The sequence below is a fragment of the Lentzea rhizosphaerae genome (genome assembly GCF_042649515.1).
In the GTDB taxonomy this organism is placed as follows: domain Bacteria; phylum Actinomycetota; class Actinomycetes; order Mycobacteriales; family Pseudonocardiaceae; genus Lentzea; species Lentzea aerocolonigenes.
This window is the reverse complement of sequence record NZ_JBHRZI010000004.1, coordinates 114154-134622: the sequence shown is the minus strand read 5'-3', so window position 1 is coordinate 134622 and position 20469 is coordinate 114154. Positions and strand designations below refer to the sequence as shown.

24 protein-coding genes are annotated in these 20469 nt (G+C 69.2%); 17 read left to right on the top strand and 7 right to left on the bottom strand.

Going from position 1 to position 20469, the window contains the following annotated elements:
- The first annotated feature begins 37 nt into the window (after positions 1–37).
- From ACFOWZ_RS02130 to ACFOWZ_RS02115, 4 genes are all read left to right on the top strand, one after another.
- Positions 38–604 carry a GNAT family N-acetyltransferase gene (locus tag ACFOWZ_RS02130; RefSeq protein WP_382367750.1) on the top strand — a complete coding sequence of 189 codons (567 nt, stop codon included), beginning with the start codon at positions 38–40 and terminating at the stop codon, positions 602–604.
- A 70-nt stretch (positions 605–674) separates the two neighbouring features.
- A complete protein-coding gene (locus ACFOWZ_RS02125; RefSeq protein ID WP_382367747.1) occupies positions 675–1265 on the top strand; it encodes an RNA polymerase sigma factor in 591 nt (196 codons plus the stop codon).
- Complete coding sequence (locus ACFOWZ_RS02120) at positions 1258–2334, top strand: CU044_5270 family protein (RefSeq protein ID WP_382367744.1); 1077 nt, start codon at positions 1258–1260, stop codon at positions 2332–2334. Before ACFOWZ_RS02125 ends, ACFOWZ_RS02120 begins: the two co-directional genes overlap by 8 nt.
- 9 nt (positions 2335–2343) lie before the next feature.
- Positions 2344–2901: a TetR/AcrR family transcriptional regulator gene (locus ACFOWZ_RS02115; RefSeq protein WP_382367741.1), complete on the top strand. Its 558-nt coding sequence runs from the start codon at positions 2344–2346 to the stop codon at positions 2899–2901.
- Here the strand turns inward: ACFOWZ_RS02115 and ACFOWZ_RS02110 are convergent.
- On the bottom strand, positions 2848–3336 hold the full coding sequence (locus tag ACFOWZ_RS02110) for a MarR family winged helix-turn-helix transcriptional regulator (RefSeq protein WP_382367738.1): 489 nt from the start codon (positions 3334–3336) through the stop codon (positions 2848–2850). The two genes, ACFOWZ_RS02115 and ACFOWZ_RS02110, sit on opposite strands and share 54 nt — an antisense overlap.
- A 94-nt stretch (positions 3337–3430) precedes the next feature.
- Here ACFOWZ_RS02110 and ACFOWZ_RS02105 point away from each other — a divergent pair, with 94 nt between their 5' ends.
- Entirely contained in the window at positions 3431–4204 is a 774-nt protein-coding gene (locus tag ACFOWZ_RS02105; RefSeq protein ID WP_382367735.1) for a DUF4142 domain-containing protein, read from the top strand.
- 15 nt (positions 4205–4219) lie between these two features.
- The gene (locus ACFOWZ_RS02100; RefSeq protein ID WP_382367732.1) at positions 4220–5374 is read left to right on the top strand and encodes an FAD-dependent oxidoreductase; all 1155 of its coding nucleotides are present in this window, start codon (positions 4220–4222) and stop codon (positions 5372–5374) included.
- 36 nt (positions 5375–5410) lie between these two features.
- Here the strand turns inward: ACFOWZ_RS02100 and ACFOWZ_RS02095 are convergent, their stop codons facing one another.
- Positions 5411–5767: a winged helix-turn-helix transcriptional regulator gene (locus tag ACFOWZ_RS02095; RefSeq protein WP_382367729.1), complete on the bottom strand. Its 357-nt coding sequence runs from the start codon at positions 5765–5767 to the stop codon at positions 5411–5413.
- 101 nt (positions 5768–5868) lie between these two features.
- Between ACFOWZ_RS02095 and ACFOWZ_RS02090 the strand changes: the two genes are divergently transcribed.
- The 5 genes from ACFOWZ_RS02090 to ACFOWZ_RS02070 are packed head-to-tail and all read left to right on the top strand — an operon-like array spanning position 5869 to position 9176.
- Positions 5869–6384, top strand: a complete 516-nt coding sequence (locus ACFOWZ_RS02090; protein ID WP_382367726.1) for a nuclear transport factor 2 family protein — start codon at positions 5869–5871, stop codon at positions 6382–6384.
- Positions 6330–7475, top strand: coding sequence for an AI-2E family transporter (locus ACFOWZ_RS02085; protein WP_382367723.1), 1146 nt, complete (start codon positions 6330–6332; stop codon positions 7473–7475). The genes ACFOWZ_RS02090 and ACFOWZ_RS02085 overlap by 55 nt, the downstream gene beginning before the upstream one ends.
- A gap of 23 nt (positions 7476–7498) precedes the next feature.
- The gene (gene msrA / locus ACFOWZ_RS02080; protein ID WP_382367720.1) at positions 7499–7996 is read left to right on the top strand and encodes a peptide-methionine (S)-S-oxide reductase MsrA; all 498 of its coding nucleotides are present in this window, start codon (positions 7499–7501) and stop codon (positions 7994–7996) included.
- A complete protein-coding gene (locus ACFOWZ_RS02075; RefSeq protein ID WP_382367717.1) occupies positions 7975–8460 on the top strand; it encodes an MOSC domain-containing protein in 486 nt (161 codons plus the stop codon). The genes msrA and ACFOWZ_RS02075 overlap by 22 nt, the downstream gene beginning before the upstream one ends.
- Positions 8457–9176, top strand: a complete 720-nt coding sequence (locus ACFOWZ_RS02070) for a polysaccharide deacetylase family protein (RefSeq protein WP_382367714.1) — start codon at positions 8457–8459, stop codon at positions 9174–9176. The genes ACFOWZ_RS02075 and ACFOWZ_RS02070 overlap by 4 nt, the downstream gene beginning before the upstream one ends.
- An 80-nt stretch (positions 9177–9256) precedes the next feature.
- Here the strand turns inward: ACFOWZ_RS02070 and ACFOWZ_RS02065 are convergent, their stop codons facing one another.
- On the bottom strand, positions 9257–10129 hold the full coding sequence (locus tag ACFOWZ_RS02065) for an SDR family NAD(P)-dependent oxidoreductase (RefSeq protein ID WP_382367711.1): 873 nt from the start codon (positions 10127–10129) through the stop codon (positions 9257–9259).
- Positions 10129–10854 (bottom strand): SDR family oxidoreductase, encoded by a 726-nt coding sequence (locus ACFOWZ_RS02060; protein ID WP_382367708.1) that lies wholly within the window; start codon positions 10852–10854, stop codon positions 10129–10131. The genes ACFOWZ_RS02065 and ACFOWZ_RS02060 overlap by 1 nt, the downstream gene beginning before the upstream one ends.
- 93 nt (positions 10855–10947) lie before the next feature.
- On the opposite strand from ACFOWZ_RS02060, the gene ACFOWZ_RS02055 reads away from it, so the two are divergent.
- Positions 10948–11619 carry a TetR/AcrR family transcriptional regulator gene (locus ACFOWZ_RS02055; RefSeq protein ID WP_156094298.1) on the top strand — a complete coding sequence of 224 codons (672 nt, stop codon included), beginning with the start codon at positions 10948–10950 and terminating at the stop codon, positions 11617–11619.
- A 3-nt stretch (positions 11620–11622) separates the two neighbouring features.
- On the opposite strand, the gene ACFOWZ_RS02050 is transcribed toward ACFOWZ_RS02055, so the two are convergent.
- The gene (locus ACFOWZ_RS02050) at positions 11623–12369 is read right to left on the bottom strand and encodes an NPP1 family protein (RefSeq protein ID WP_382367705.1); all 747 of its coding nucleotides are present in this window, start codon (positions 12367–12369) and stop codon (positions 11623–11625) included.
- Positions 12370–12704: 335 nt separating this feature from the next.
- Here ACFOWZ_RS02050 and argG point away from each other — a divergent pair, with 335 nt between their 5' ends.
- A complete protein-coding gene (argG, locus tag ACFOWZ_RS02045; RefSeq protein WP_382367702.1) occupies positions 12705–14150 on the top strand; it encodes an argininosuccinate synthase in 1446 nt (481 codons plus the stop codon).
- Between the two features lie 28 nt (positions 14151–14178).
- On the opposite strand, the gene ACFOWZ_RS02040 is transcribed toward argG, so the two are convergent.
- A complete protein-coding gene (locus tag ACFOWZ_RS02040) occupies positions 14179–15387 on the bottom strand; it encodes an MFS transporter (protein ID WP_382367699.1) in 1209 nt (402 codons plus the stop codon).
- Positions 15388–15469: 82 nt separating this feature from the next.
- Here ACFOWZ_RS02040 and ACFOWZ_RS02035 point away from each other — a divergent pair, with 82 nt between their 5' ends.
- Complete coding sequence (locus ACFOWZ_RS02035; protein ID WP_382367696.1) at positions 15470–16393, top strand: LysR family transcriptional regulator; 924 nt, start codon at positions 15470–15472, stop codon at positions 16391–16393.
- Here ACFOWZ_RS02035 and ACFOWZ_RS02030 read toward each other — a convergent pair.
- Positions 16362–17210 carry a LysR family transcriptional regulator gene (locus tag ACFOWZ_RS02030; protein WP_382367693.1) on the bottom strand — a complete coding sequence of 283 codons (849 nt, stop codon included), beginning with the start codon at positions 17208–17210 and terminating at the stop codon, positions 16362–16364. The genes ACFOWZ_RS02035 and ACFOWZ_RS02030 overlap by 32 nt on opposite strands.
- A gap of 70 nt (positions 17211–17280) precedes the next feature.
- Here ACFOWZ_RS02030 and ACFOWZ_RS02025 point away from each other — a divergent pair, with 70 nt between their 5' ends.
- From ACFOWZ_RS02025 to ACFOWZ_RS02015, 3 genes are all read left to right on the top strand, one after another.
- Complete coding sequence (locus ACFOWZ_RS02025; protein WP_236703128.1) at positions 17281–18141, top strand: EamA family transporter; 861 nt, start codon at positions 17281–17283, stop codon at positions 18139–18141.
- A gap of 25 nt (positions 18142–18166) precedes the next feature.
- Positions 18167–20167 carry a neutral/alkaline ceramidase gene (locus tag ACFOWZ_RS02020; RefSeq protein ID WP_382367689.1) on the top strand — a complete coding sequence of 667 codons (2001 nt, stop codon included), beginning with the start codon at positions 18167–18169 and terminating at the stop codon, positions 20165–20167.
- Positions 20168–20259: 92 nt separating this feature from the next.
- Positions 20260–20394: a hypothetical protein gene (locus tag ACFOWZ_RS02015; RefSeq protein WP_382367687.1), complete on the top strand. Its 135-nt coding sequence runs from the start codon at positions 20260–20262 to the stop codon at positions 20392–20394.
- The last annotated feature ends 75 nt before the right edge of the window (positions 20395–20469 follow it).

The following is a 20469-nucleotide window of genomic DNA, read 5'->3' as shown; positions in this document are numbered from 1 at the left end:
GTTGCCGGACACGATCGGGTGGTCGTTTGATCACGGCATGAGCTCATCCTGGGTGGGGAACCTCGTACGGCTCCGCGGCGTGGAACCGGAGGACTGGGAGGTCTTCCACGGCATCGTCGAGAACAGCGTGGACATGCGGAGGATGGACAAGATCTACCCGCCGCGCTCGGCCGCGAGGCAACGCGAGTGGGCCGAGAAGACGGCGCTCGAGAAGCCGGAGGACGACACGTTCCAGCTCGCGATCGAGTCACTGGCCGACGGCGCGCTCGTGGGGTCGGTGTCGACGGCGCTGATCGACCACCGCGCGGGACGGTTCTCGTACGGCATCGCCATCGGTGGTGACCACAAAGGACGCGGCTACGGATCGGACGCGGTGCCACTGCTGCTGAACTTCATGTTCGGCGAGCGGCGCTTCCACAAGTGCGAGGCGAGCGTGTGGGCGTTCAACGAACCCTCTCTCGCGTTTCAGCGCAAGCTCGGTTTCACCGAAGAGGGCAGGCTGCGCGACCACGAGTTCCACGCGGGACGCCACCACGACGTGGTGCTGTTCGGGATGACGGCGTCCGAGTTCGCCGCACGCCACCCGTTCCCGAGCGAGATCTGATCACAGCCTCCACCATGTGGCGGTGAGCACACGCCGGGAACGCTCCTGGGGCCTGCGGCCAGGTAGGGGTGTGCGAAGCGACGTGGCGCCAGTGGCGCTGACACCCGAAGAGGCGCCCGCCGTGCTCGATGAGGCAGCGCTGCTCACCCTGTACGAGTCGACGGCCGAGCGGTTGCACCGTTACGTGGCCAGGAGAGTCGGTGCCGACACCGCGCAGGACGTCGTGTCCGAGGCGTTCCTGGTGCTGTGGGACCAACGCGCGGGACAGGCCTATGAAGCCGATGCCGTGCGTGCGTGGCTTTACGGCGTGGCGACGAATCTCTTGCGCGGGCACGTGCGCGCGGAGGAGCGCAAGTTGCGTGCGTGGAGCAAGGCCCACGCCGCGCGCACGGACGAGGCGGACATCGGTGACCGGGTGAGCGCCGCGGCGGACGCGGACGTGCTCGCGGGACCGCTCACCGCGTGGCTCGCCGAGCTGCGCGTCGAGGAACGCGAGGTGCTGCTGCTGCACGCGTGGGCGGACTTCACGCCCGCCGAGATCGCCGTGGCGCTCGACGTTCCGGTGGCCACCGTGCGCACCAGACTGCACCGCGGCCGCTCCCGGCTGCGCACCCGCCTCGCCGCGACCGAACACGACTTCACCGAGGACCGCCATGTCTGAGCCGACCAAGCCCGAGACCCTCGACCGGGTGCTCGACGCCGCGCTGGCCCGTGCCGCCGACGAGCCCGTCCACTTCGACGTCGCCGCGGGCAGGACCGCGTTGGCCGCGGCGCTCAAGGCACGTGCGGAGGAACCCGCGGAGCTGCCCGCCGCCGTCGGAGCAGGGCACCGGCCGCGCCACCGCACCCGTTGGCTCGCCGCCGCGGCCGCCGTCGCCGTGCTGACCGGTGGTGGCCTGGTCGCGTCGACCGTCGACCTCACCGGCGTCGGCAGCAACTCCGCGACCGCCGCCGAGGAGCTGATCCGTGCCGCGGACCTCGCGTCCCGCGTCGTCGAACGGCCCCTGTCGCCCGGTCAGTACCGGTACGTGCGCAGCCGGTACGCCGGCATCACCGTGGAGCTGGGCTCGACCAAGGCGTACTCGAGCGAGCAGGCCACCGAGCAGTGGATTCCCGCCGACCGCCGCGACGAGTGGATGCTGAGGTTCAGCGTGCAGGCTCCGGAGTGGCTGGACGGTCACGAGGGCGAGGGCAAGCCGGACGGTGGCCCGTTCAAGGACGGTCAGGAGTTCCGCGGCAAGTGCGGCAAGTACTCCTACTACGCCGAGGGCCAGCCGGACCGCTGCACCGCGGGCTCCTTCTCGAACCCCACGCCCGAGTTCATCGCCTCGCTGCCGAAGGACCCGAAGGAGCTGTACGCCAGGCTCAAGGAAGAGGGGCAGACCGACGACTCGGGTGTGCTGACGTCGGCTCGTGAGGCGCTGCGGTCGGGCCAGTTCCCCGCGGAGGTGCGGGCGAACATCTTCCGCGCGCTCGCGCTGCTGCCCGGACTGGTCGTCACCGACAAGAAGGCGAACCTCGACGGCAAGGAAGGCGTCGCGCTGGGCATCAAGTACTACGACGACTTCACCGAGATCATCATCGACCCAGAGAACGGTGACTTCATCGGCGGCAGGGACACCGTCGCCGAGGACCAGCCGGACGACAAGGGCGCGCTCGAGAAGGGCACGGTCCGCCAGTCCTACGCCGTGACCTCGGCGGTCGTGGACTCGCTCGGCGCCCGTCCGTAAGTTAGGCGCGTGCCCAAGTCAGCCGACCGCGGTCGCCGCACCCGTGAACAGCTCCTCGACGCCGCCGCCGGGCTGGTGGGCGAGGTCGGCTGGGGTGCGGTGACCACGCGGCTGGTCGCCGAACGGGCGGGCGTCAACGCGGCGCTCGTGCACTACCACTTCTCCTCGGTGCAGGAGCTGTTGTCGACGGCCGCCCTGCAGTTCGCCGCGAAGGTGCTGGAGGAGTCGGCGCAGGCGCTGTCGCTCGCGGACCCCGCCGACGGCATCGAGCGGATGCTGGAGGAGCTGGCGCGCTACACCGGCACGGACCCCGAGTCGTTGCTGCTGGCCGAGGCGTTCCTGGCCGCGCACCGGCTTCCCGCGCTGCGGGCCGGGCTGTCGTCGCTAGTCGCGGAGTTCCGCAAGCGCGTGGCGGACTGGTTGCGTGCCGCGGACGTTCGTGACGCCGAGGCGGTGGCGTTGTTGTTGGGAGCGTCCATCGACGGGTTGGTGCTGCACCGCGCGTTGGACGAGTCAGTCGACGTCCGCGTGGTCGCGGCCCCGTTCCGGCGTCTCGTCACGGGCTGACCAGCGCGGTTCGCCCCCGGCCTCGGTGAACGCGGTCAGCGCCTCGACCAGGCCGTGCCGCAGGTGTCCCGGCATGCGGGCCACGATCGAGCTGATCTCGGCACGCCGGCGCACCATCACCTGGCCGACGACCCGGCGGCCCTCCTCGCTGGCCACCACCACGACCTCGCGTTTGCTGGAGGGGTTCTGCTCGCGGTCGACCATGCCGGACGTGATCAGCCGGTCGATCATGCGCTTGGCGGTGGACGGGTTGACCTCGAGGAGGTCGGCGAGCGCGGTGAGGCTCATCGGGCCGCGGTCCTCCAGCAGCACGACCATTCTGAACTGCGGCAACGTCAGCGTTTCCTCGACCGCCGCGAGCGAGCGCGCCGACACGGCGATCAGCAGGCGGGACGCGGTGAGGACCGCGTCGGTCAGGTCGTCGACATCGCTCACCCGTCAGTTCTACAGGTCCCGCTTTCGGTAACGAACCGATAACCATTGCACTGTGCAACGGTCGGCGCTTCCTGCTCCGTCCGTACCTCCCGGCATGCGGATACTCCTCGTCACACTGCTGATGGCGTTGCTCGGCTCCCCGTCCGCGTTCGCGCAGCCGGACCTGGGCCCCGACTACGTCCAGACCCAGTTCGGACCCATGGGGCCGGCCGGACGCGACCTGTTGCAGAAGGTGGCGCTCGCCGGGTTGTGGGAGGGCCCCGCCGGGCGGATGGGCCTGGAGAAGTCGGCCAACCCGCTGGTGCAGGAGGCCGGTCGGCACCTGATCGATGGTCACGCCGACCTGGACCGGCGGACCATCCAGCTCGCCCGGACACTGGGCGTGGACCTGCCCACGCAGCCCAACGCCGACCAGCAGGGCTGGTTGAACGAGATGCAGGCCGCCCCCGCGCGCAGTGCCGAGTTCGACCGGATCTTCGCGAACCGGCTGCGCGCCGCGCACGGCGGTGTCTACAAGTTCCTCGCGAGCGTGCGCACCGGCACGCGCAACACCGCGATCCGCGACTACGCCAAGGTGTGCATGGACACCGTGCTCGACCACATGACGGTGCTCGAAGCGACCGGGATGGTCGACTTCTCCGACACCAAGGCGATCCCGCTGGCGCTGGTGGCGCAACCCTCCTCTGCCGCTCCCGTGACACCTCCTCGTCAGGCGCCGGTCGTCAGTCAGAACACCTCGCAGCAGCAACAGCAGCAGGACGTCGGCGGCGTTCCGGACGGCCTGATCGGCCTGGGTGTGCTGGTGGCGTCGGCGATCGTGATCTGGCTGTGGAGCGGCGGGCGGAGCAGTCGCAAAATGCACCCGTGATGCTAGATTGGGCATATGCCTAAGTCGAACGCCCAACGGGCGTTGGTGGTGGGAGCGGGAACAGCCGGGCTCGCGACGGCGTGGTGGCTGGAACGTGCCGGTTGGGACGTCCTGGTCGTGGAGAGGGCGCCGTCGTTCCGCGCGGGCGGCTACATGATCGATTTCTTCGGCCCCGGCCACGAGGTGGCGCGGCGGATGGGCCTGCTGCCGGCCCTGGAGGCGCGGCGGGCACCCATCTCGTCGGTGACCAGCGTGGACGCCCGCGGCCGCTCGCGCGCCACGATCTCCGCCGAGGCTTACGAGTCGGTCGCGTCCGGGGTGATCAGCCTCCTGCGCGGCGACCTGGTGTCGGTGATCCGGGACGACGTGCAGGCTCCGATCCGTTATGGCACAACGGTTTCTGAGATCGATGACGGTGCCGTGACGTTCTCGGACGGTTCTCGCGAGTCGTTCGACCTGGTCGTCGGTGCGGACGGAGTGCACTCGCGGGTCCGTGAGCTGGTGTTCGGCCCGTCGTCGCAGTTCGTGCGGTATCTCGGGCACCACACGGCGGCGTTCTCGTTCCAGGACGCCTCTCTGAGCGCCCGGATCGGCTACCGCTACCAGATGCTGACCGTGCCGCACCGGATGATCGGCTGCTACGTGGTGCGCGACGGGGCGATGGCGGCGCTGATGCTGTACCGCTCCTCGTCACAGGCCTTGCCGACGGACCCGGCGGCGGCGCTGCGCGACCGGTTCGGCGACCTCGGCTGGGTGGCGCCGTCATTGCTTTCCGTTGTGCCAAAGGACATCTACTACGACGAGGTGTCCCAAGTGGACATGCCGACATGGCACCGCGGCAAGGTCGTACTGGTCGGTGACGCGTGCGGGGCGGTCTCGCTGTTCGCGGGTCACGGCGCGTCGCTCGCGATGACGGGCGCTTGTGTTCTGGCGGAAGAGCTCTCCGGTGGCTTCGAGGGCGCGTTCGACCGCTACCAGGCGCGGATGAAGCCCGCCGTGGAGCACACCCAGGAGTTCGGGCGGCGGTTCATCGGTTGGATGGCGCCGTCGTCGCGGTGGCGGATCTCGTTGCGCGACCTGGCCTTCCGGCTGTCGGGGCTGCCGGTGGTGCGGGGGATGATCCGCGGCTCGGTGATGCCGGACGTCGACGGCGTGCTCACACCTGCTTGAGAAGTGGTGGACGCGCTCGCGGTCCACCTCGGCCGCCTATCGGGCGTCGTAGTTCTCGCGGTTCTCCAGCACCTCGGCGATGTGCTCCTCCGCCCACCGGCACAACGCCAGCAACGGCTCGTGCAGCGTCAGCCCGAGCGGCGTCAGCTCGTACTCGACCCGCGGCGGGACCTCGGCGTGCACGTGCCGCGTCACCAGCCCGTCGCGCTCCAGGTCCCTGAGGGTCTCCGTCAGCACCTTGCCGCTGATGCCCTCGAGCTGCGTCTTCAGATCACCGAATCGCAGACGTCCGTTGCCCAGCACCGCTACCGCCATCGCCGTCCACTTGTTCGCGATGCGGGCGAGGCTCGTGCGCGAGGGGCAGGTCGCCGCAAGCACGTTCCAAGCCGGCACGACCCAAGGTTGTGACATGGCGCACATCCGTCCGTTAGTTACGTTGAGGTAATTGGTTACCAAAGGTGAGCATAGGGCAACACCAGCGAAAAGGAGAAGCCATGACCACCCCGCTCGCCGTCATCACCACCTACTTCGAGGCCCTCGAGTCCGGTGACTTCGCCACCGTCGCCGCCCAGTTCGCCGACGACGTCGTGTGGCACCAGCCGGGCGACAACCAGTTCTCCGGCGTCCACCGCGGCAGCGAGGCCGTCGGCGCGATGATCGGCGGGATGATGAGCGTGTCCGAGGGCACCTTTTCGTTGCGGCGCAACGCTCCGTTGATGGTGAACGGTGACGTCGTGGCGGCGTCCGTGCACTGGACCGGCAAGCGGTCGGGGGCCGAGATGGACGGGGTCGGCGTCGACGTGATGCGCGTCGCCGGCGGCAAGGTGGTGGAGGTGTGGCTGTTCACCGCCGACCCCGCCGAGGAGGACGCGTTCTGGGGGGCCGCGCGGCTCGAAGTCGTAACGCTGCCGCATGTCTGCCACCCGTTCGGGCTAGATCACGACAGACTGTGCGCGTGGAACGGGAACGCAGGTGGGCGGACAAGGGTGAGGCCATCGGGCACGGCGTGAGCTGGCTCGCGCGGTGGAGTCTGCGGACGGCACTGGCCGTGCTCGGCTTCTGGATGGTGTTCTGGCTGGTCGGGAAGCTCTGGGTGGTCGTCATGCCCGTGCTGCTCGGCCTGCTGATCACCACGGTGCTGTGGCCGCCTGCCCGGTGGCTCATGTCCAAGGGGCTGAACTCCGCGCTGGCGGCCACGATCGTGCTGGTCCTCGGGCTGGCGGTGCTGGTCGGGGTGATCGCGGCGATCTCGTCGTCGATCGCGTCCGGTGTGCCGGAGATCGCCCAGAGCGCGCAGCGGGCCATCACGCAGCTGCAGGACTGGGCCGGTGGGCCGCCGCTCAACCTGCGCGACACGGACCTCGACCGCCTGATCGCCCAGGGCGTGGAGCAGGTCAAGTCGAGCATCGGGTCGATCGCCAGCGGGCTGCTGACCGGTGCGGGCGCGGTGACGTCCGGCGTCGTGACCGGGCTGGTCGCGCTGCTGCTGGCGTTCTTCTTCGTCAAGGACGGCTCCCGGTTCACGCCGTGGCTGCGCGGCGTGATCGGTGAGCGCGCGGGCGGCCACGTCACCACCGTGCTGGAGCGGGTCTGGGTCACGCTCGGCAGCTTCATCCGCAGCCAGGCCGTCGTGTCGCTGATCGACGCGGTCTTCATCGGCCTCGGACTGGTCATCCTCGGCGTCCCGCTGGCGATTCCGCTGGCGGCGCTCACGTTCCTCGGCGGCTTCATCCCGATCGTCGGCGCGTTCATCGCCGGCGCGCTGGCCGTGCTGGTCGCGTTGGTCAGCAACGGTCTGACCACGGCGATCATCATGCTGGTGATCGTCATCGTGGTGCAGCAGGTCGAGGGCAACGTGCTGCAGCCCATCCTGCAGTCGCGCAGCCTGCGCCTGCACGCGGCGGTCGTGCTGCTCGTCGTCACTGCGGGCACGTCGCTGTACGGCATCGCGGGCGCGTTCTTCTCCGTACCGGTTGCCGCGGCGGTGGCAGTCGTGGTGCGCTACCTGGGTGAGGTCATCGAGGCCAGGTCAGTGCCCGTAATGGATACGTCACAACTCGACGGGGATGAACCGGCAGAGACCGAACGTTCTCCTGAATGAACACCGAACAGAGGAGAACCACTGTGACGGAGAAGGCTGTTCTCGCGGGCGGCTGCTTCTGGGGCATGCAGGACCTGTTCCGCCGCCACCCCGGAGTCGTCTCCACCCGCGTCGGCTACACCGGCGACCCCAGCACGCCCAACGCCACGTACCGCCGCCACGGCAACCACGCCGAGGCGATCGAGATCGTGTTCGACCCGGCCCAGCTGAGCTACCGGCAGATCCTGGAGTTCTTCTTCCAGATCCACGACCCGTCGACCCGCAACCGCCAGGGCAACGACATCGGCGCCAGCTACCGTTCGGCGATCTTCTACACCGACGATGCGCAGAAGAAGGTCGCGGAGGAGACGATCGCGGACGTCGACGCCTCCGGGAAGTGGCCGGGCAAGGTCGTCACCGAGGTGACGCAGGCGTCGGACTTCTGGGAGGCCGAGCCTGAGCACCAGGACTACCTGGAGCGGTACCCCAACGGTTACACGTGCCACTACGTGAGGCCGGAATGGCAGCTCGGCGAGAGGTAGAGATCGTCGCGCTGCACGTCTCACCCGTGCACGCCTACGAGGGCCGTCCGTCGGACGGCCCTCGTCCCGATCCCGGGCCTGTTTCGCGTGACCAGGTGGAATTGCGGGCGGGGTTGGGAATCGTCGGCGACCGCTATTACAACCACCCCGCCCACCGCAACGCGGCGGTCACGATGATCGCGGCCGAGTCGCTCGACCCGTGGCCGGTGGACCCGTTGGTGGCGCGGCGCAACGTGGTGGTGCGCGGGTTCGACGTGGACTCACTCCCGCGTGGCACCGTGTTCAGCCTCGACGGTGTGCGGTTCGAGGTTCATCGGCCGGCGAACCCGTGCGCCTGGATGGACGCGGTCATCGCGCCGGGCGCGTTCAAGGCGTTGCGGGGCAAGGGCGGCATCCGGTGCGTGCCGCTCGACGACGGGGTGCTGCGCGTCGGAAGATCTTCATTGGCCATAGTGGGTGCATGAAGTGGTTGCGCCGCAAGCCGACGATCATCACCGCGGTCGGTCTCGTCGTCGTGCTGACCGCCGCAGTGACGCTGTGGAACGTCAGCAGCTCCCGCACCTTCCAGTTCTTCGGTGAGCTGGTCGACCGCGTCGAGACCACCGACAAGGTCGTCGCGCTGACGTTCGACGACGGCCCCCACCCCGCCGGCGGCCGGTACGTCCTCGACACGCTGGCGGAGCAGCAGGTCCAGGCCACGTTCTTCCTCATGGGCCGCGACCTCGCCACGTACCCCGAGCTCGGCAGGAAGATCGCCGTGGCCGGACACGAGATCGGCAACCACACGTACAACCACCAGCGGATGGTCGGCGTGCTGCCGTCCACGGTGGCCAGGGAGATCGAGGACACCGACACGAAGATCCGCGAGACCGGCTACCGCGGTGACATCCACTTCCGGCCGCCCAACGGCAAGAAGCTCTTCGCGTTGCCGCACTACCTCAGCGAGCACGATCGCAAGACGATCATGTGGGACGTCGAGCCGGACTCCGCGGGAACGCCCACCGCGCAACAGATCGAGCAGGACGTCCTGCAGCGGACCAAGCCGGGCTCGATCATCCTGCTCCACCCGATGTACGCGGGCCGCGACCAGACTCGGCTGGCCCTCAAGCCGATCATCCAGAAGCTGAAGGAACGCGGGTTCCGGTTCGTCACCGTGTCCGCGCTCCTCGCCGCTCGCTAGATCAGGTCGGCGAGCTCGACCCGCCGCAGGAACTCGCTGCGCACGCGGTCCGCAACAGTGTCCTCGTTCTTCATGGGCTGTCAGATCAGGTCGGCGAGCTCGACCCGCCGCAGGAACTCGCTGCGCACGCGGTCCGCAACCTTGTTCACGACCTCCGCGCCGTCGTCGGACGGGTCGACGTGCACGCGGAACGGCGGCCTCGAAGCGTTCACGACGCCCACGATTGCTTCAGCGACAGCTGAAGCTGATGCCCAGGCGGGCTCCAATTCGGCGAGGCGGGCACCGACCTGGTCCATGAGGCCGGGATAGAGCTCCTCGTACGCGGCGGCGACCTCGCCGTCGGCCGGGCTGCCGCTGTGCGCGAAGTGGTTGGTGCCGTGGGTGAACGCTCCCGGCACGACGATCGTGGTCTCGATGCCGAACCGCAGCAGCTCCGCGCGGTAGGAGACCGCGACCGCGTCCATCGCCGCCTTGGCCGCGAAGTACGGCGCGAGGTACGGGGGAGTGCCGCCGCGCGTCGACGAGGAACCCACCCACACGACGTGTCCGGAGCGCTGTGAGCGCAGGTGCGGCAGGGCGGCGCGGTTGACGCGTTGGGTGCCGAGGACGTTGATGTCGTACAAAGCCGCGTACTGCTCCGGTGTGAACGCCTCAGCCGGGCCGGTGACCATGTGGCCTGCGTTGTGCACGACGACGTCCAGCCGTCCCTGCTCGGCGACGATCAGCTCGATCGCCGCGTCGGCCGACGGTTGCGACTGCACGTCGAGCTCGACGGCATGGACGTCGACGCCGTTCTCGGCACCGAACGCACCGAGCTCGGCGACGGCCGGGGCGTTGCGGCCGGTGGTCTCACGCATGCCCGCGTAGACGGTGTGCCCGGCGCGCGCCAGTGCCCGCACCGCCAGGGCGCCGAAACCGCTGGACGCTCCCGTGACGACGATGATCCTGCCCATCAGATGATGCCTCCGTTCGCACGAATGGTCTGGCCGTTGATCCAGCGGGCCGGGCCCGCGAGGAAGGAGATGACCTCGGCGATGTCGCCGGGTGAGCCGATGCGCTCGAGCGGCGCCTGCTTCGCGAGGGTGTCGATCGTGGCCTCGTCCTTGCCCTCCAGGAACAGGGCCGTGGCGGTGGGGCCGGGCGCGACGACGTTCACGGTGATGTCGCGGCCGCGCAGCTCGCGGGCGAGGACCAGCGTCAGCGCCTCGACGCCGCCCTTGGACATCGCGTAGGCGCCGTACCGGGGGAAGCGCAGGCCCACGACCGACGACGAGACGTTGATGATCGCGCCGCCGTCACGCACCCTGCGCGCGGCCTGCTGGGCCACGACGAACGTGCCGCGCCCGTTGGTGCGCTGGACCCGGTCGAACACCTCGAGGTCCATGTCCGCGACTGTGCCGAGCGGCATGATCCCGGCGGAGTTCACGACGACGTCCACGCCGCCGAAGGTCTGCTCCGCCAGGTCGAACGCGGCGGCGACGGCCACCTCGTCCGCGACGTCGGCCTGTGCGGCGACGGCCTGGCCGCTGGCCGCCCTGATGCCCTCGACGGCCGAGTCGGCCTCCGTCTTGTTGCCGGCGTACACGATGACGACGGCCGTTCCGTCCGCGGCGAGACGCTCGGCGGCTGCCCGTCCGATGCCCCTCGATCCGCCGGTGACGATCGCAACGCGAGTCATGACAGTGCTCCTAGCTGCTGTTTCCGTCGATAACGCAATCAACGTAGCACTGATATCGAATCACCGCTACCTGTCATGTGTTATCGTCGCTACATGGACACGAGGGAGCGGTTGGTGAAGGCCGCGGCCGAGCTGCTGATCGACGGCGGCAAGGAGGCCGTCTCCACCCGCGCGGTGGCGTCCGCGGCGGGCGTGCAGGCGCCGACGCTGTACCGGCTGTTCGGGGACAAGGACGGCCTGCTCGACGCCGTCGCCGCGTACGGCTTCTCCGACTACCTCGCGACCAAGCACGCGATGGGCGCCAGCGACAACCCGGTCGACGACCTGCGCCGCGGCTGGGAGCTGCACATCGGGTTCGGCCTGGCGCGGCCCGCGTTCTACCTGCTGATGTACGGCGAGCCGCGCAAGCGTGAGGCGCGGCTGGAGGCGGACGCGATGCTCCGCGAGATCATCAGCCGCATCGCGGCGGTGGGCCGGTTGACGGTCCCGGTCGAGCAGGCCGCGCAGTTCGTGCACGCGGCGGGAATGGGCGTCGTGCTGTCGTTGATCGCGACGCCGGAGGAGGAACGGGATCTGGAGCTGATCACGTTCTCGCGCGAGCAGGTGATCAGGGCGATCACGACGGACGTGCTGCCGGACGAGCCGACCGACATCCCGAGCCGCGCGATCGCGTTGCGCGTGGCGCTGGAGGAGGACCCGCCCCTGATGCTGTCTCCAGCGGAACGGGCCCTCCTGGCCGAATGGCTGAACCGCGTGGCCAAGTAGGCCTTACGCGTTCGGGTCGAACGGGATCCCGGCGGGCTTGGCGTTGGCGAGGTTGTGGTTGAACGCGCTGTCCTTGATCGCCAGCGAGGCGCTGCCGAAGTTCGCGTTCACGAGGATGTCGCGCACCCCGGCCGGGAACCGGTCCCAGCTGACCAGTGCGGGGTACTGGTAGACCCCGTAGTGGTTCTCCGCCTGCTCGTTGAAGCCGGCCAGACGGAAGCAGTGCGTGCTGGCGCCGTCCTTGTGGTAGATGATCTTCGCGTGGGTGCCTTCCCAGGCCACCTTGTCACGCGAGTAGGTGCTGTACTTGCCGTGCGCCGACGTCGAGACGTACTGGGCCACGTCGTTCTGCACCCAGATGACCACGTGCTCGATGTCGTGCCGGTGCCCGCAGCAGTCCCAGCCCGGCACGGCCTGGTCCTTCTCGAAGTACAGGTCGTACAGGTAGGCGCACCAGCCGTTGTTGCACTTGGAACGGCTGTAGGAGTTGGTGTTGTCCAGGTCGGACCTGTCGTGGCACTGGCCGTTGAGCGCACCGGAGTTCTTCAGGCCGGTGGCCACCTGACCGGTCGGTGAGATCGCCGGGGTCGGATAGCAGCCGTCGCCGTCGTAGTCGAACGCCGGCTGCCACTTGCCGTCCTCCGCCGTGAAGTTGGCGGGGATGGCCTGCGGCGGGTCGGCGAGCGCGACACCGGGGAGCAGGGCGGTGATCAGGAGCGCGCCGGCCAGCGCGGGTAGGAGTTTCCTCAACAGTGGCCTCGATTCCGGGGGAGCAGGGTTGCGGAGAGGCTTGCGAGGCAGAAGGTGGTACATGAACGGCGTTCACGTCTAGGTGGTTCGCCGAATCTTTGCCGACCGGCAATTTCACAGCTGCGGAACGGAATCGATCACGTCACGGTGGAGCCGGTCGTGCTGCGCCCGTTCGTCCGAGGCCGGCCGCTGCGGTACAAGTGCCTCGACGCCGCGCTGGCCCGGCTCGCGGTAGACCCCGTCGTGTGGCTCACTACCAGCGACGACATCGCTGAGGCGCAACTAACAGAGCCCCCAACGTGCATGCTCATACATTGTCGTGCATAATTCTCAACGTGTCCAAGGTGCTCACTTCACTTCCCGCCGGCGAACGCGTCGGCATCGCCTTCTCCGGTGGTCTCGACACGTCCGTCGCGGTCGCGTGGATGCGTGAGAAGGGCGCGGTGCCATGCACGTACACCGCGGACATCGGTCAGTACGACGAGCCCGAGATCGAGACGGTCCCCGGTCGCGCCGGCACGTACGGTGCCGAGATCGCGCGTCTGGTGGACTGCCGCTCGGCGCTCGTCGAGGAGGGGCTCGCGGCGCTGGCGTGCGGCGCGTTCCACATCCGCTCCGGTGGCCGCGCGTACTTCAACACCACCCCGCTCGGGCGCGCGGTCACGGGCACCATGCTCGTGCGCGCCATGCTCGACGACGACGTCCAGATCTGGGGTGACGGTTCTACCTACAAGGGCAACGACATCGAGCGGTTCTACCGCTACGGCCTGCTCGCGAACCCGTCGCTGCGGATCTACAAGCCGTGGCTCGACGCGGAGTTCGTCACCGAACTCGGTGGCCGCAAGGAGATGTCCGAGTGGTTGCAGGAGCGGGACCTGCCCTATCGCTCCAGCACCGAGAAGGCCTACTCGACCGACGCGAACATCTGGGGCGCGACGCACGAGGCCAAGTCGCTCGAGCTGCTCAACGAGGGCATCGAGATCGTCGAGCCGATCATGGGCGTCAAGTTCTGGGACCCGTCGGTCGAGATCGCGACCGAGGACGTGACCGTCGGCTTCGACCAGGGCCGCCCGGTCACCATCAACGGCAAGGAGTTCGGCAACTCCGTCGACCTGGTGCTGGAGGCGAACGCCATCGGCGGCCGTCATGGTCTCGGCATGTCCGACCAGATCGAGAACCGCATCATCGAGGCCAAGAGCCGCGGCATCTACGAGGCGCCCGGCATGGCGTTGCTCTACATCGCCTACGACCGTCTCGTGAACGCGATCCACAACGAGGACACCGTCGCGGCCTACCACAACGAGGGCCGCAAGCTCGGCCGCCTGCTGTACGAGGGCCGCTGGCTCGACCCGCAGTCGCTCATGCTGCGCGAGTCGCTGCAGCGCTGGGTCGGTTCCGCGGTCACCGGTGAGGTCACGCTGCGGCTGCGCAGGGGCGACGACTACTCGATCCTCGACACGTCGGGCCCGGCGTTCAGCTACCACCCGGACAAGCTGTCGATGGAGCGCACCGAGGACTCGGCGTTCGGCCCGGTCGACCGCATCGGCCAGCTGACCATGCGCAACCTCGACATCGCGGACTCGCGCGCCAAGCTGGAGCTCTTCGCGGGCCTCGGCATGGTCGGCACCCGCCAGTCGGCGCTCATCGCGGCCCAGGTCGAGCCGACCAAGCTCATCGGCGAGGTGCCGGACGGCGGCGCGGAGGTCATCGCCTCGCGCGGCACCGTCTCGGCGGCCGACGCGCTGCTCGACTCGGCGGCGATCGAGTCGGGAACGGACTGATTCCGGCGCTCCCGGTCCCTCGTGTCGATCACGCGGGACCGGGAGTGGACCGCCGTGCAACGGCCAGTGCCGCCAGGAGCACGAGCAGCAGTCCCGCGAACCACGTCATCACCGTCGTCGGCGCGAGGAACCTCGTCGCGAGACCGATCGACACCGACGGCACGCTCATCCCCAGGTAGGCCACGAAGAACAGGCCCGCCAACGCTTCCCCGCGCTTCTCCGGCACCGCGGCCTTCGTGACGGCACCGATCGCCGCCTTGAACTGCACGCCCGCGCCGACACCGGCGATCGCGCCGCCTGCCAGGAACAACGGGAAGTTCGCCGCGTACATCCCGGCGACGACCAGCACCACACCGATTCCCTGCCCGCCCAGGCCGAGCCTGCGCAGTGCCGTCAGGGACAGTCCGCCCGTGACGGTCTGGGCGAGCGCCGCGCTGCCGAACACGGTGAACACCACGAGACCGGCGAGCGTCCGCGACGGGTGGTGCAGCTCGCCCGCCACGAAGCCCGGCGAGACAGAGGTGAACACGCCGAACACTGCGAACGCCGAGAACGCACCTGCCGCGGTGGTGAAGCCGTGGTTCGCGCGAATCCGTTGTGGACGGTAGGCGAGCGGTTGCCTCGCAACGGTTTCCGGCGTCAACGCCACAGCGACGATGCTCGCGACCAACAGCACCGCCAGCACGACGTACGGGGTGGTCAACGGCGAGGAGACGTGCTGGGCGAGCAACCCGGCCACCAGTGCACCGACACCGAGGCCGCCGAGGTTGGCGGCGGTCGAGACGATCTCGAAACGGCGCGGGGAGGCGCCGGGGCGGTGGCGGGCGTGCAGGTCGTGGAGGAACGCGGTGGCGGTCGCGGCGATCATGCCGACACCCAGGCCGTTGGCCACGCGGGCGAGGACCAGGACCGGCAGCGACGTGCTGGTCAGGAAGAGCAGTGCCGACACCACCTCGAGGCCCAGGGCGGGCAGGAGGACGGTCTTGCGGCCGACCCGGTCCGAGACGTGGCCCGCGAGGACGAGGCTGATCACGACGCCGACGGCGAAGGCCGCGAACACGACGGTGATGGCGAAGGTGGAGAAGCCTTCGCGGGCGACGTAGAGGGGAAAGAGCGGGGCCGGGACGGTCGAGTAGGCCATGGCGACCAGGAAGGCCGCGCCGACTGCCCAGAAACCGGCGCCGTGCCTGCGGGAGACGGGTCGCTGGGAGACCGGCGAGTCGAGGAGCAAGGACATGCCTCCACCCTGCGTGCCTCGATTCATCACGTCCAACGAAAGTTGAAGCTGACGATCATCAGTTTCTGAGATACTCGCTGGTGTGGACCTCCGCCAGTTGGAGTACTTCGTCGCCGTCGCCGAGGAAGGCAGCTTCACCCGCGCCGCCGCCCGCGTGCACGTGGTGCAGTCCGCGGTCTCGGCCGCGATCAAGACCCTCGAACGCGAGCTCGGCGCCACCCTGCTCGACCGCAACTCCAAGCGGGTCCTGCTGACCGACGCCGGCGAGGCGCTGCTGCCCAGGGCGCAGGCCGTGCTGGACGCCGTCACCGAGGCGAGGGATGCCGTGGACCAGGTCCGAGGTGGGCTCAGAGGCACGGTGCGGCTCGGCACGCTGAACTCGGTGACGCTGGCCGGGCTGCCCGCGCTGCTCGGCGAGTTCCACCGGCGTCATCCCGGTGTGCTCGTCCGCACGAGTGTGGCGGCCGCGGGTTCGCTGGGGCTCGTCGAGCAGCTGCTGGACCGGCGGCTCGACCTCACGTTCGTGTCGCTGCCCGGTGAGGTGCCGGACGGGATCGTTCTCGACGAGCTGACTCATTCGGTCATGGATCTCGTTGTGCCCCGAGGACATCCGCTGGCGACGCGCACCGAGGTGCCCATCGTCGACCTGGCCGGAATGGACTTCATCGACTCGCCGCTGGGCTACGGCAACCGGGCGGTGGCGGACCGGGCGTTCGCGGCGGCCGCCGTGCCCCGCCGGGTGACGCTGGAGATGTCCGACATCTTCACCGGCGTCGACTACGTGCGGCACGGGCTCGGCGTCGCGTTCCTGCCCGGTTACGTCCTCGCCGACGCGCAGGGCGTGGCCCGGCTGAAGGTCACCGGGGCGGACCTGCGCTGGCCGCTCGGGCTCGCGCGACCGGCTGACCGTGCGCCCGGCGCGGCCACCAGGGCGTTGATCGCGGTGGTGCACGAGTTCTTCGCGCGCGAGAACCTCAGGAGCGGTACGCCTGGCACGCCAGCGTGATCAGGTCGCCGAGGTGCTGCGGTGGCTGGTCCTTCCACCACGCGAGCCACACCGGGATCGGCGGCGCGTCCACCACCGCCCGGTACGCCACGCCGGGGCGCGGGTTGAGGCTCGCGGTGGCCTCGGAGGTCATGCCGACGGCCTGTCCGGCCGCGATGAGCGTCAGCCACTCGTCGACACCACGCGTGTTGCGGACGACCGCGGGTGCCTGGTCCGGCTGCCACAGGTCCAGGGTGGTGGTCCCGGTCCGGTCGTCCACCGCGATCCCGTACCGGGCGAAGTCGGCGAGTTTGAGAGAACGCTTGCGCGCCAACGGGCTGTCCGTGGCCACTACGCCGTAGCGCCGTTCGGTGCCGAGCAACGCGGTCTCGAACCTCGGGTCGTCGAGGGCCTTGCGCACGACCGCGACGTCGGCGGTGCCCTCGGCGAGGCCCGCGGTCACCGAGTTCGTGTAGACGAACACCAGCGGCACGCCGGGGTGCTGTGCGGCCCACGCCTTCTGCACGCGCCGCGTGTGCTTGCCGAGCGCGGACCAGGCGTAACCGATGCGCAGCTCGGTCAACGACTGCGCGGCGATCCGGTGCAGGTGCGCGACCTCGTCCAGCACTCGCCGGGCGCCGGCGAGCACCTGGGCGCCCACGGCGGTGAGCGCGACGTGCCGGGTCGACCGCTGCAGCAGCCGCACGCCCAGCGACGCTTCCAGCGCGGCGACCGACCGGGACACCGACGCCTGGGTGAGGTCGAGCTCCCTCGCCGCGTCGGTGAACGTCCCCGCGTCGACGACCGCCACGAACGCCCGCACGTGCCGCAGATCCATGCGTTCAGCGTATAGGTGGCACAGCTCATGCATTTCCCGTATCGATGCCGTGGACGCAGGATCCAAAAGTGTGAAGAGCATCGGTGGATTCGCGACGATGACCGCGAGTGCGGCCAGCAACCAGCTCGGCGCCGCGGTGGGCGCCCAGGCGTTCGCCGCGATCGGCCCGGCCGGTGTCGTCGCGGTGCGGCAGCTGGTGGCCGCCGCGGTGCTGCTCCCGATGGCACGACCGGATCTGCGCAGGTTCACCTGGGCGCAGTGGTGGCCGACGATCGGACTCGGCCTGGTCTTCGCGACGATGAACCTCAGTCTGTACATGGCGGTCGACCGCATCGGGCTCGGCCTGGCCGTCACGCTGGAGGTGCTCGGGCCGCTCGCGGTCGCGCTGGGAGGCTCGCGCAGCCGCCGGGACGTCCTGTTCGTGCTGGTCGCGGCCGTGGGCGTGTACGTGCTGGTGCTGCCGGGGCCGAGCAGCGACTACCTCGGCGTCGGGCTCGGGCTGCTCGCCGCGGCGTGCTGGGCCGCGTACATCCTGCTCAACCGGCTCGTCGGCGCACGGCTGCCCGGGCTGCAGGCACCCGCCGTCGCCACCGCGATGTCCGCGACGCTCTACGTCCCGGTCGCGGTGCTGCTGGTGCTGCACGGGAAGTTGACCGGGATGTCGCTCCTGTACGCGATCGGCGCCGGCGTGTTCTGCAGTGTCGTGCCGTACGCCGTCGATGTGATCGTGCTCAGGAAGGTGCCCGCGCGCCTGTTCGGGCTGGCGATGAGCGTTCACCCGGTGCTCGCGGCGCTCGCGGGACTGTTGGTGCTGGGGGAGGAGCTCGCACTCCACCATTGGGCGGGAATCTTGCTCGTCGTCACCGCGAATGCACTCGCAGTGACTTGCTCGCAGTGGCCTGGATCACCTACCGTTCAGCGCGAAATGTGAATCCAATTCACTTAGCGGGGTGTCCATGCGGACCAAGATCTTGACGCTCGTCGCGGTTCTCGCCGGTGCGGCCCTGGTCAGCGGACCGTTCGCGTGGGCGGAACCCGAGCCCTACCTCGTGGGCAGGGGCATCTCCGATGTCACGGGCCCCGCCGCCGAGAACGGCATGATGGGCTACTCGAAGTTCGACCAGAAGACGACGGGCATCGTGCAGCGGCTGCGGTCGCGGGCGTACGTCGTGGTGGACCGGACGACGAACAAGCGGGTCGCGTACGTCAACGCCGACCTCGCGATGATCTTCCGCGCGGTGCAGGAGGGCGTGCTCGGCAAGCTCCAGGCCAAGTACGGCAGCACCTACACCCGCGAGAACCTGCTGCTGTCGGCCACCCACACGCACTCTGGGCCCGGCGGCTATTCGCACAACCTCGCCTACAACCTCTCGATCCTCGGCATGCAGCCCCAGGCCCTGCAGGCCGTGGTCGACGGCATCACCGAGTCGGTCGTCGAGGCGCACGAGGACCTCAAACCCGGTTCGATCAGCCTCGGCTTCGGGGAACTCACGAACGCGTCGGTGAACCGGTCGCGCGTCGCGTTCGACCGCAACCCCGACAAGGGTTTCTTCCCGCAGGGCATCGACCCGCAGATGACCGTGCTCAAGTTCCGCCAGTCCGGCACCGACGTCGGCGCGATCAGCTGGTTCGCCACGCACAACACGTCGGTCACCAACGCCAACACGCTGATCAGCCCGGACAACAAGGGTTACGCGGCCTACCAGTGGGAGCACGACGACAAGGGCGTGCGGTACCTGGACAACGCCGCGGGCTTCGTGGCGGCGTTCCCGAACACCAACGCCGGTGACATGTCGCCGAACCTCAACCTCAAGCCCGGTTCCGGCCCCACCGAGAACGAGTGGGAGAACGCCCGCATCATCGGCGAGCGCCAGAACCGCAAGGCGCAGGAGATCTACCGCGGCCCGCAGTCCGCGGTGTCGGGCGGCGTCGACTACCGGATGCGGTTCGTGGACATGTCGACCGTGCAGGTCGAGGGCCGCTTCACCACGACCGGCCAGCCCGGCACGACGTGCTCGGGCGTCGTCGGCGCGTCGACGATCGCGGGCAGCGTCGAGGACGGCCCTGCGATCCCCGGCTTCTCCGAGGGCATGCAGTCGCCGTTGAAGAAGCTGTTCGAGCCGCTGCAGATGGAGGTTCCGCAGTGGCTGCGGGACTGCCAGTTCCCGAAGGCCTCTTTGGTGCCAACGGGTCTGGTCGCCGCCACGCCGAACGTCCTGCCGTTGCAGATCATCCGCATCGGACAGCTGCACCTCGTCGCGGTGCCGGGCGAGGTCACGATCACCGCGGGCCTGCGCATCCGCAAGGCCGTCGCGGGCGAGCTCGGCGTGCCCGTGCAGAACGTGCTGATCCAGGGCTACTCCAACGACTACAGCCAGTACGTCACCACGCCGGAGGAGTACGACGCGCAGCAGTACGAGGGCGGCTCCACGTTGTTCGGCCGCAACACCGCTCCCGCCTACCAGCAGGAGTTCGGCAAGCTCGCGGCGTCGATGAAGGCCGGCACCGAGCTCCCCGCCGGTCCGACGCCGGGCAAGCCGCCGTTCACCGACATCAACCTGCAGACCGGTGTCGTGCTCGACGACAAGCCCGCCGACAAGAAGTACGGCGATGTCCTCAACGCGCCCAAGTCGTCCTACGCGCGCGGTGAGACCGTCACGGCCGTGTTCGTCACCGGGCACCCGAAGAACAACCTCCACCGCAACCACACGTTCCTCGAAGTGCAGCAGCAGGTGAACGGCCAGTGGGTGCGCGTCGCCGACGACGGCGACTGGTCCACGCGCTACAAGTGGGAACGGGTCGGCATCGCGTTCTCGAACGCCACGATCACCTGGCAGATCCCTGCGGACACGCCCGCGGGCACCTACCGGATCCTGCACCACGGTGACGAGAAGAGCGGCTGGACCGGCAAGATCACCGGCTTCACCGGAGCGACGCCGGCCTTCACCGTCTCCTGACCGGACCGGCACGAAGATCGTGAGGTGGTCGGGCCGATGGTCGACAGGCTCGCGGAACTGGCCGCCGGTGGCAGGACCTCGTCTGCCAGCAGATGCTCTCGTACCACCTCCGGTTCGGCGACGACCAGGAGACGCGGTTGTTCCGCACCGCCGAGCTCGACCTGACGGCGCGGATCGCCGGCTTCGAGCTGGAGAGCAGGTCTCGGTCTACTGGCTACCCGTCTTGACTTAGCTACTGAGGTCGAACGGTCAGGACGCAACATCGGCGTGTCGCCAGCGTGTCGCCCCGTGTTGTTTGGCGG

Excerpts from the sequence above, each read along its gene's own strand:
- ACFOWZ_RS02070 (WP_382367714.1), top strand. The coding sequence starts at position 8,457 with ATGAAGTGGTTGCGCCGCAAGCCGACGATCATCACCGCGGTCGGTCTC.
- ACFOWZ_RS02015 (WP_382367687.1), top strand. The coding sequence starts at position 20,260 with ATGCTCTCGTACCACCTCCGGTTCGGCGACGACCAGGAGACGCGGTTG.
- ACFOWZ_RS02105 (WP_382367735.1), top strand. The coding sequence starts at position 3,431 with ATGCGGATACTCCTCGTCACACTGCTGATGGCGTTGCTCGGCTCCCCG.
- ACFOWZ_RS02055 (WP_156094298.1), top strand. The coding sequence starts at position 10,948 with ATGGACACGAGGGAGCGGTTGGTGAAGGCCGCGGCCGAGCTGCTGATC.
- ACFOWZ_RS02020 (WP_382367689.1), top strand. The coding sequence starts at position 18,167 with ATGCGGACCAAGATCTTGACGCTCGTCGCGGTTCTCGCCGGTGCGGCC.
- ACFOWZ_RS02075 (WP_382367717.1), top strand. The coding sequence starts at position 7,975 with ATGGCAGCTCGGCGAGAGGTAGAGATCGTCGCGCTGCACGTCTCACCC.
- ACFOWZ_RS02100 (WP_382367732.1), top strand. The coding sequence starts at position 4,220 with ATGCCTAAGTCGAACGCCCAACGGGCGTTGGTGGTGGGAGCGGGAACA.
- ACFOWZ_RS02090 (WP_382367726.1), top strand. The coding sequence starts at position 5,869 with ATGACCACCCCGCTCGCCGTCATCACCACCTACTTCGAGGCCCTCGAG.
- ACFOWZ_RS02060 (WP_382367708.1), bottom strand. The coding sequence starts at position 10,854 with ATGACTCGCGTTGCGATCGTCACCGGCGGATCGAGGGGCATCGGACGG.
- ACFOWZ_RS02040 (WP_382367699.1), bottom strand. The coding sequence starts at position 15,387 with ATGTCCTTGCTCCTCGACTCGCCGGTCTCCCAGCGACCCGTCTCCCGC.
- ACFOWZ_RS02130 (WP_382367750.1), top strand. The coding sequence starts at position 38 with ATGAGCTCATCCTGGGTGGGGAACCTCGTACGGCTCCGCGGCGTGGAA.
- ACFOWZ_RS02065 (WP_382367711.1), bottom strand. The coding sequence starts at position 10,129 with ATGGGCAGGATCATCGTCGTCACGGGAGCGTCCAGCGGTTTCGGCGCC.
- ACFOWZ_RS02120 (WP_382367744.1), top strand. The coding sequence starts at position 1,258 with ATGTCTGAGCCGACCAAGCCCGAGACCCTCGACCGGGTGCTCGACGCC.
- ACFOWZ_RS02030 (WP_382367693.1), bottom strand. The coding sequence starts at position 17,210 with ATGGATCTGCGGCACGTGCGGGCGTTCGTGGCGGTCGTCGACGCGGGG.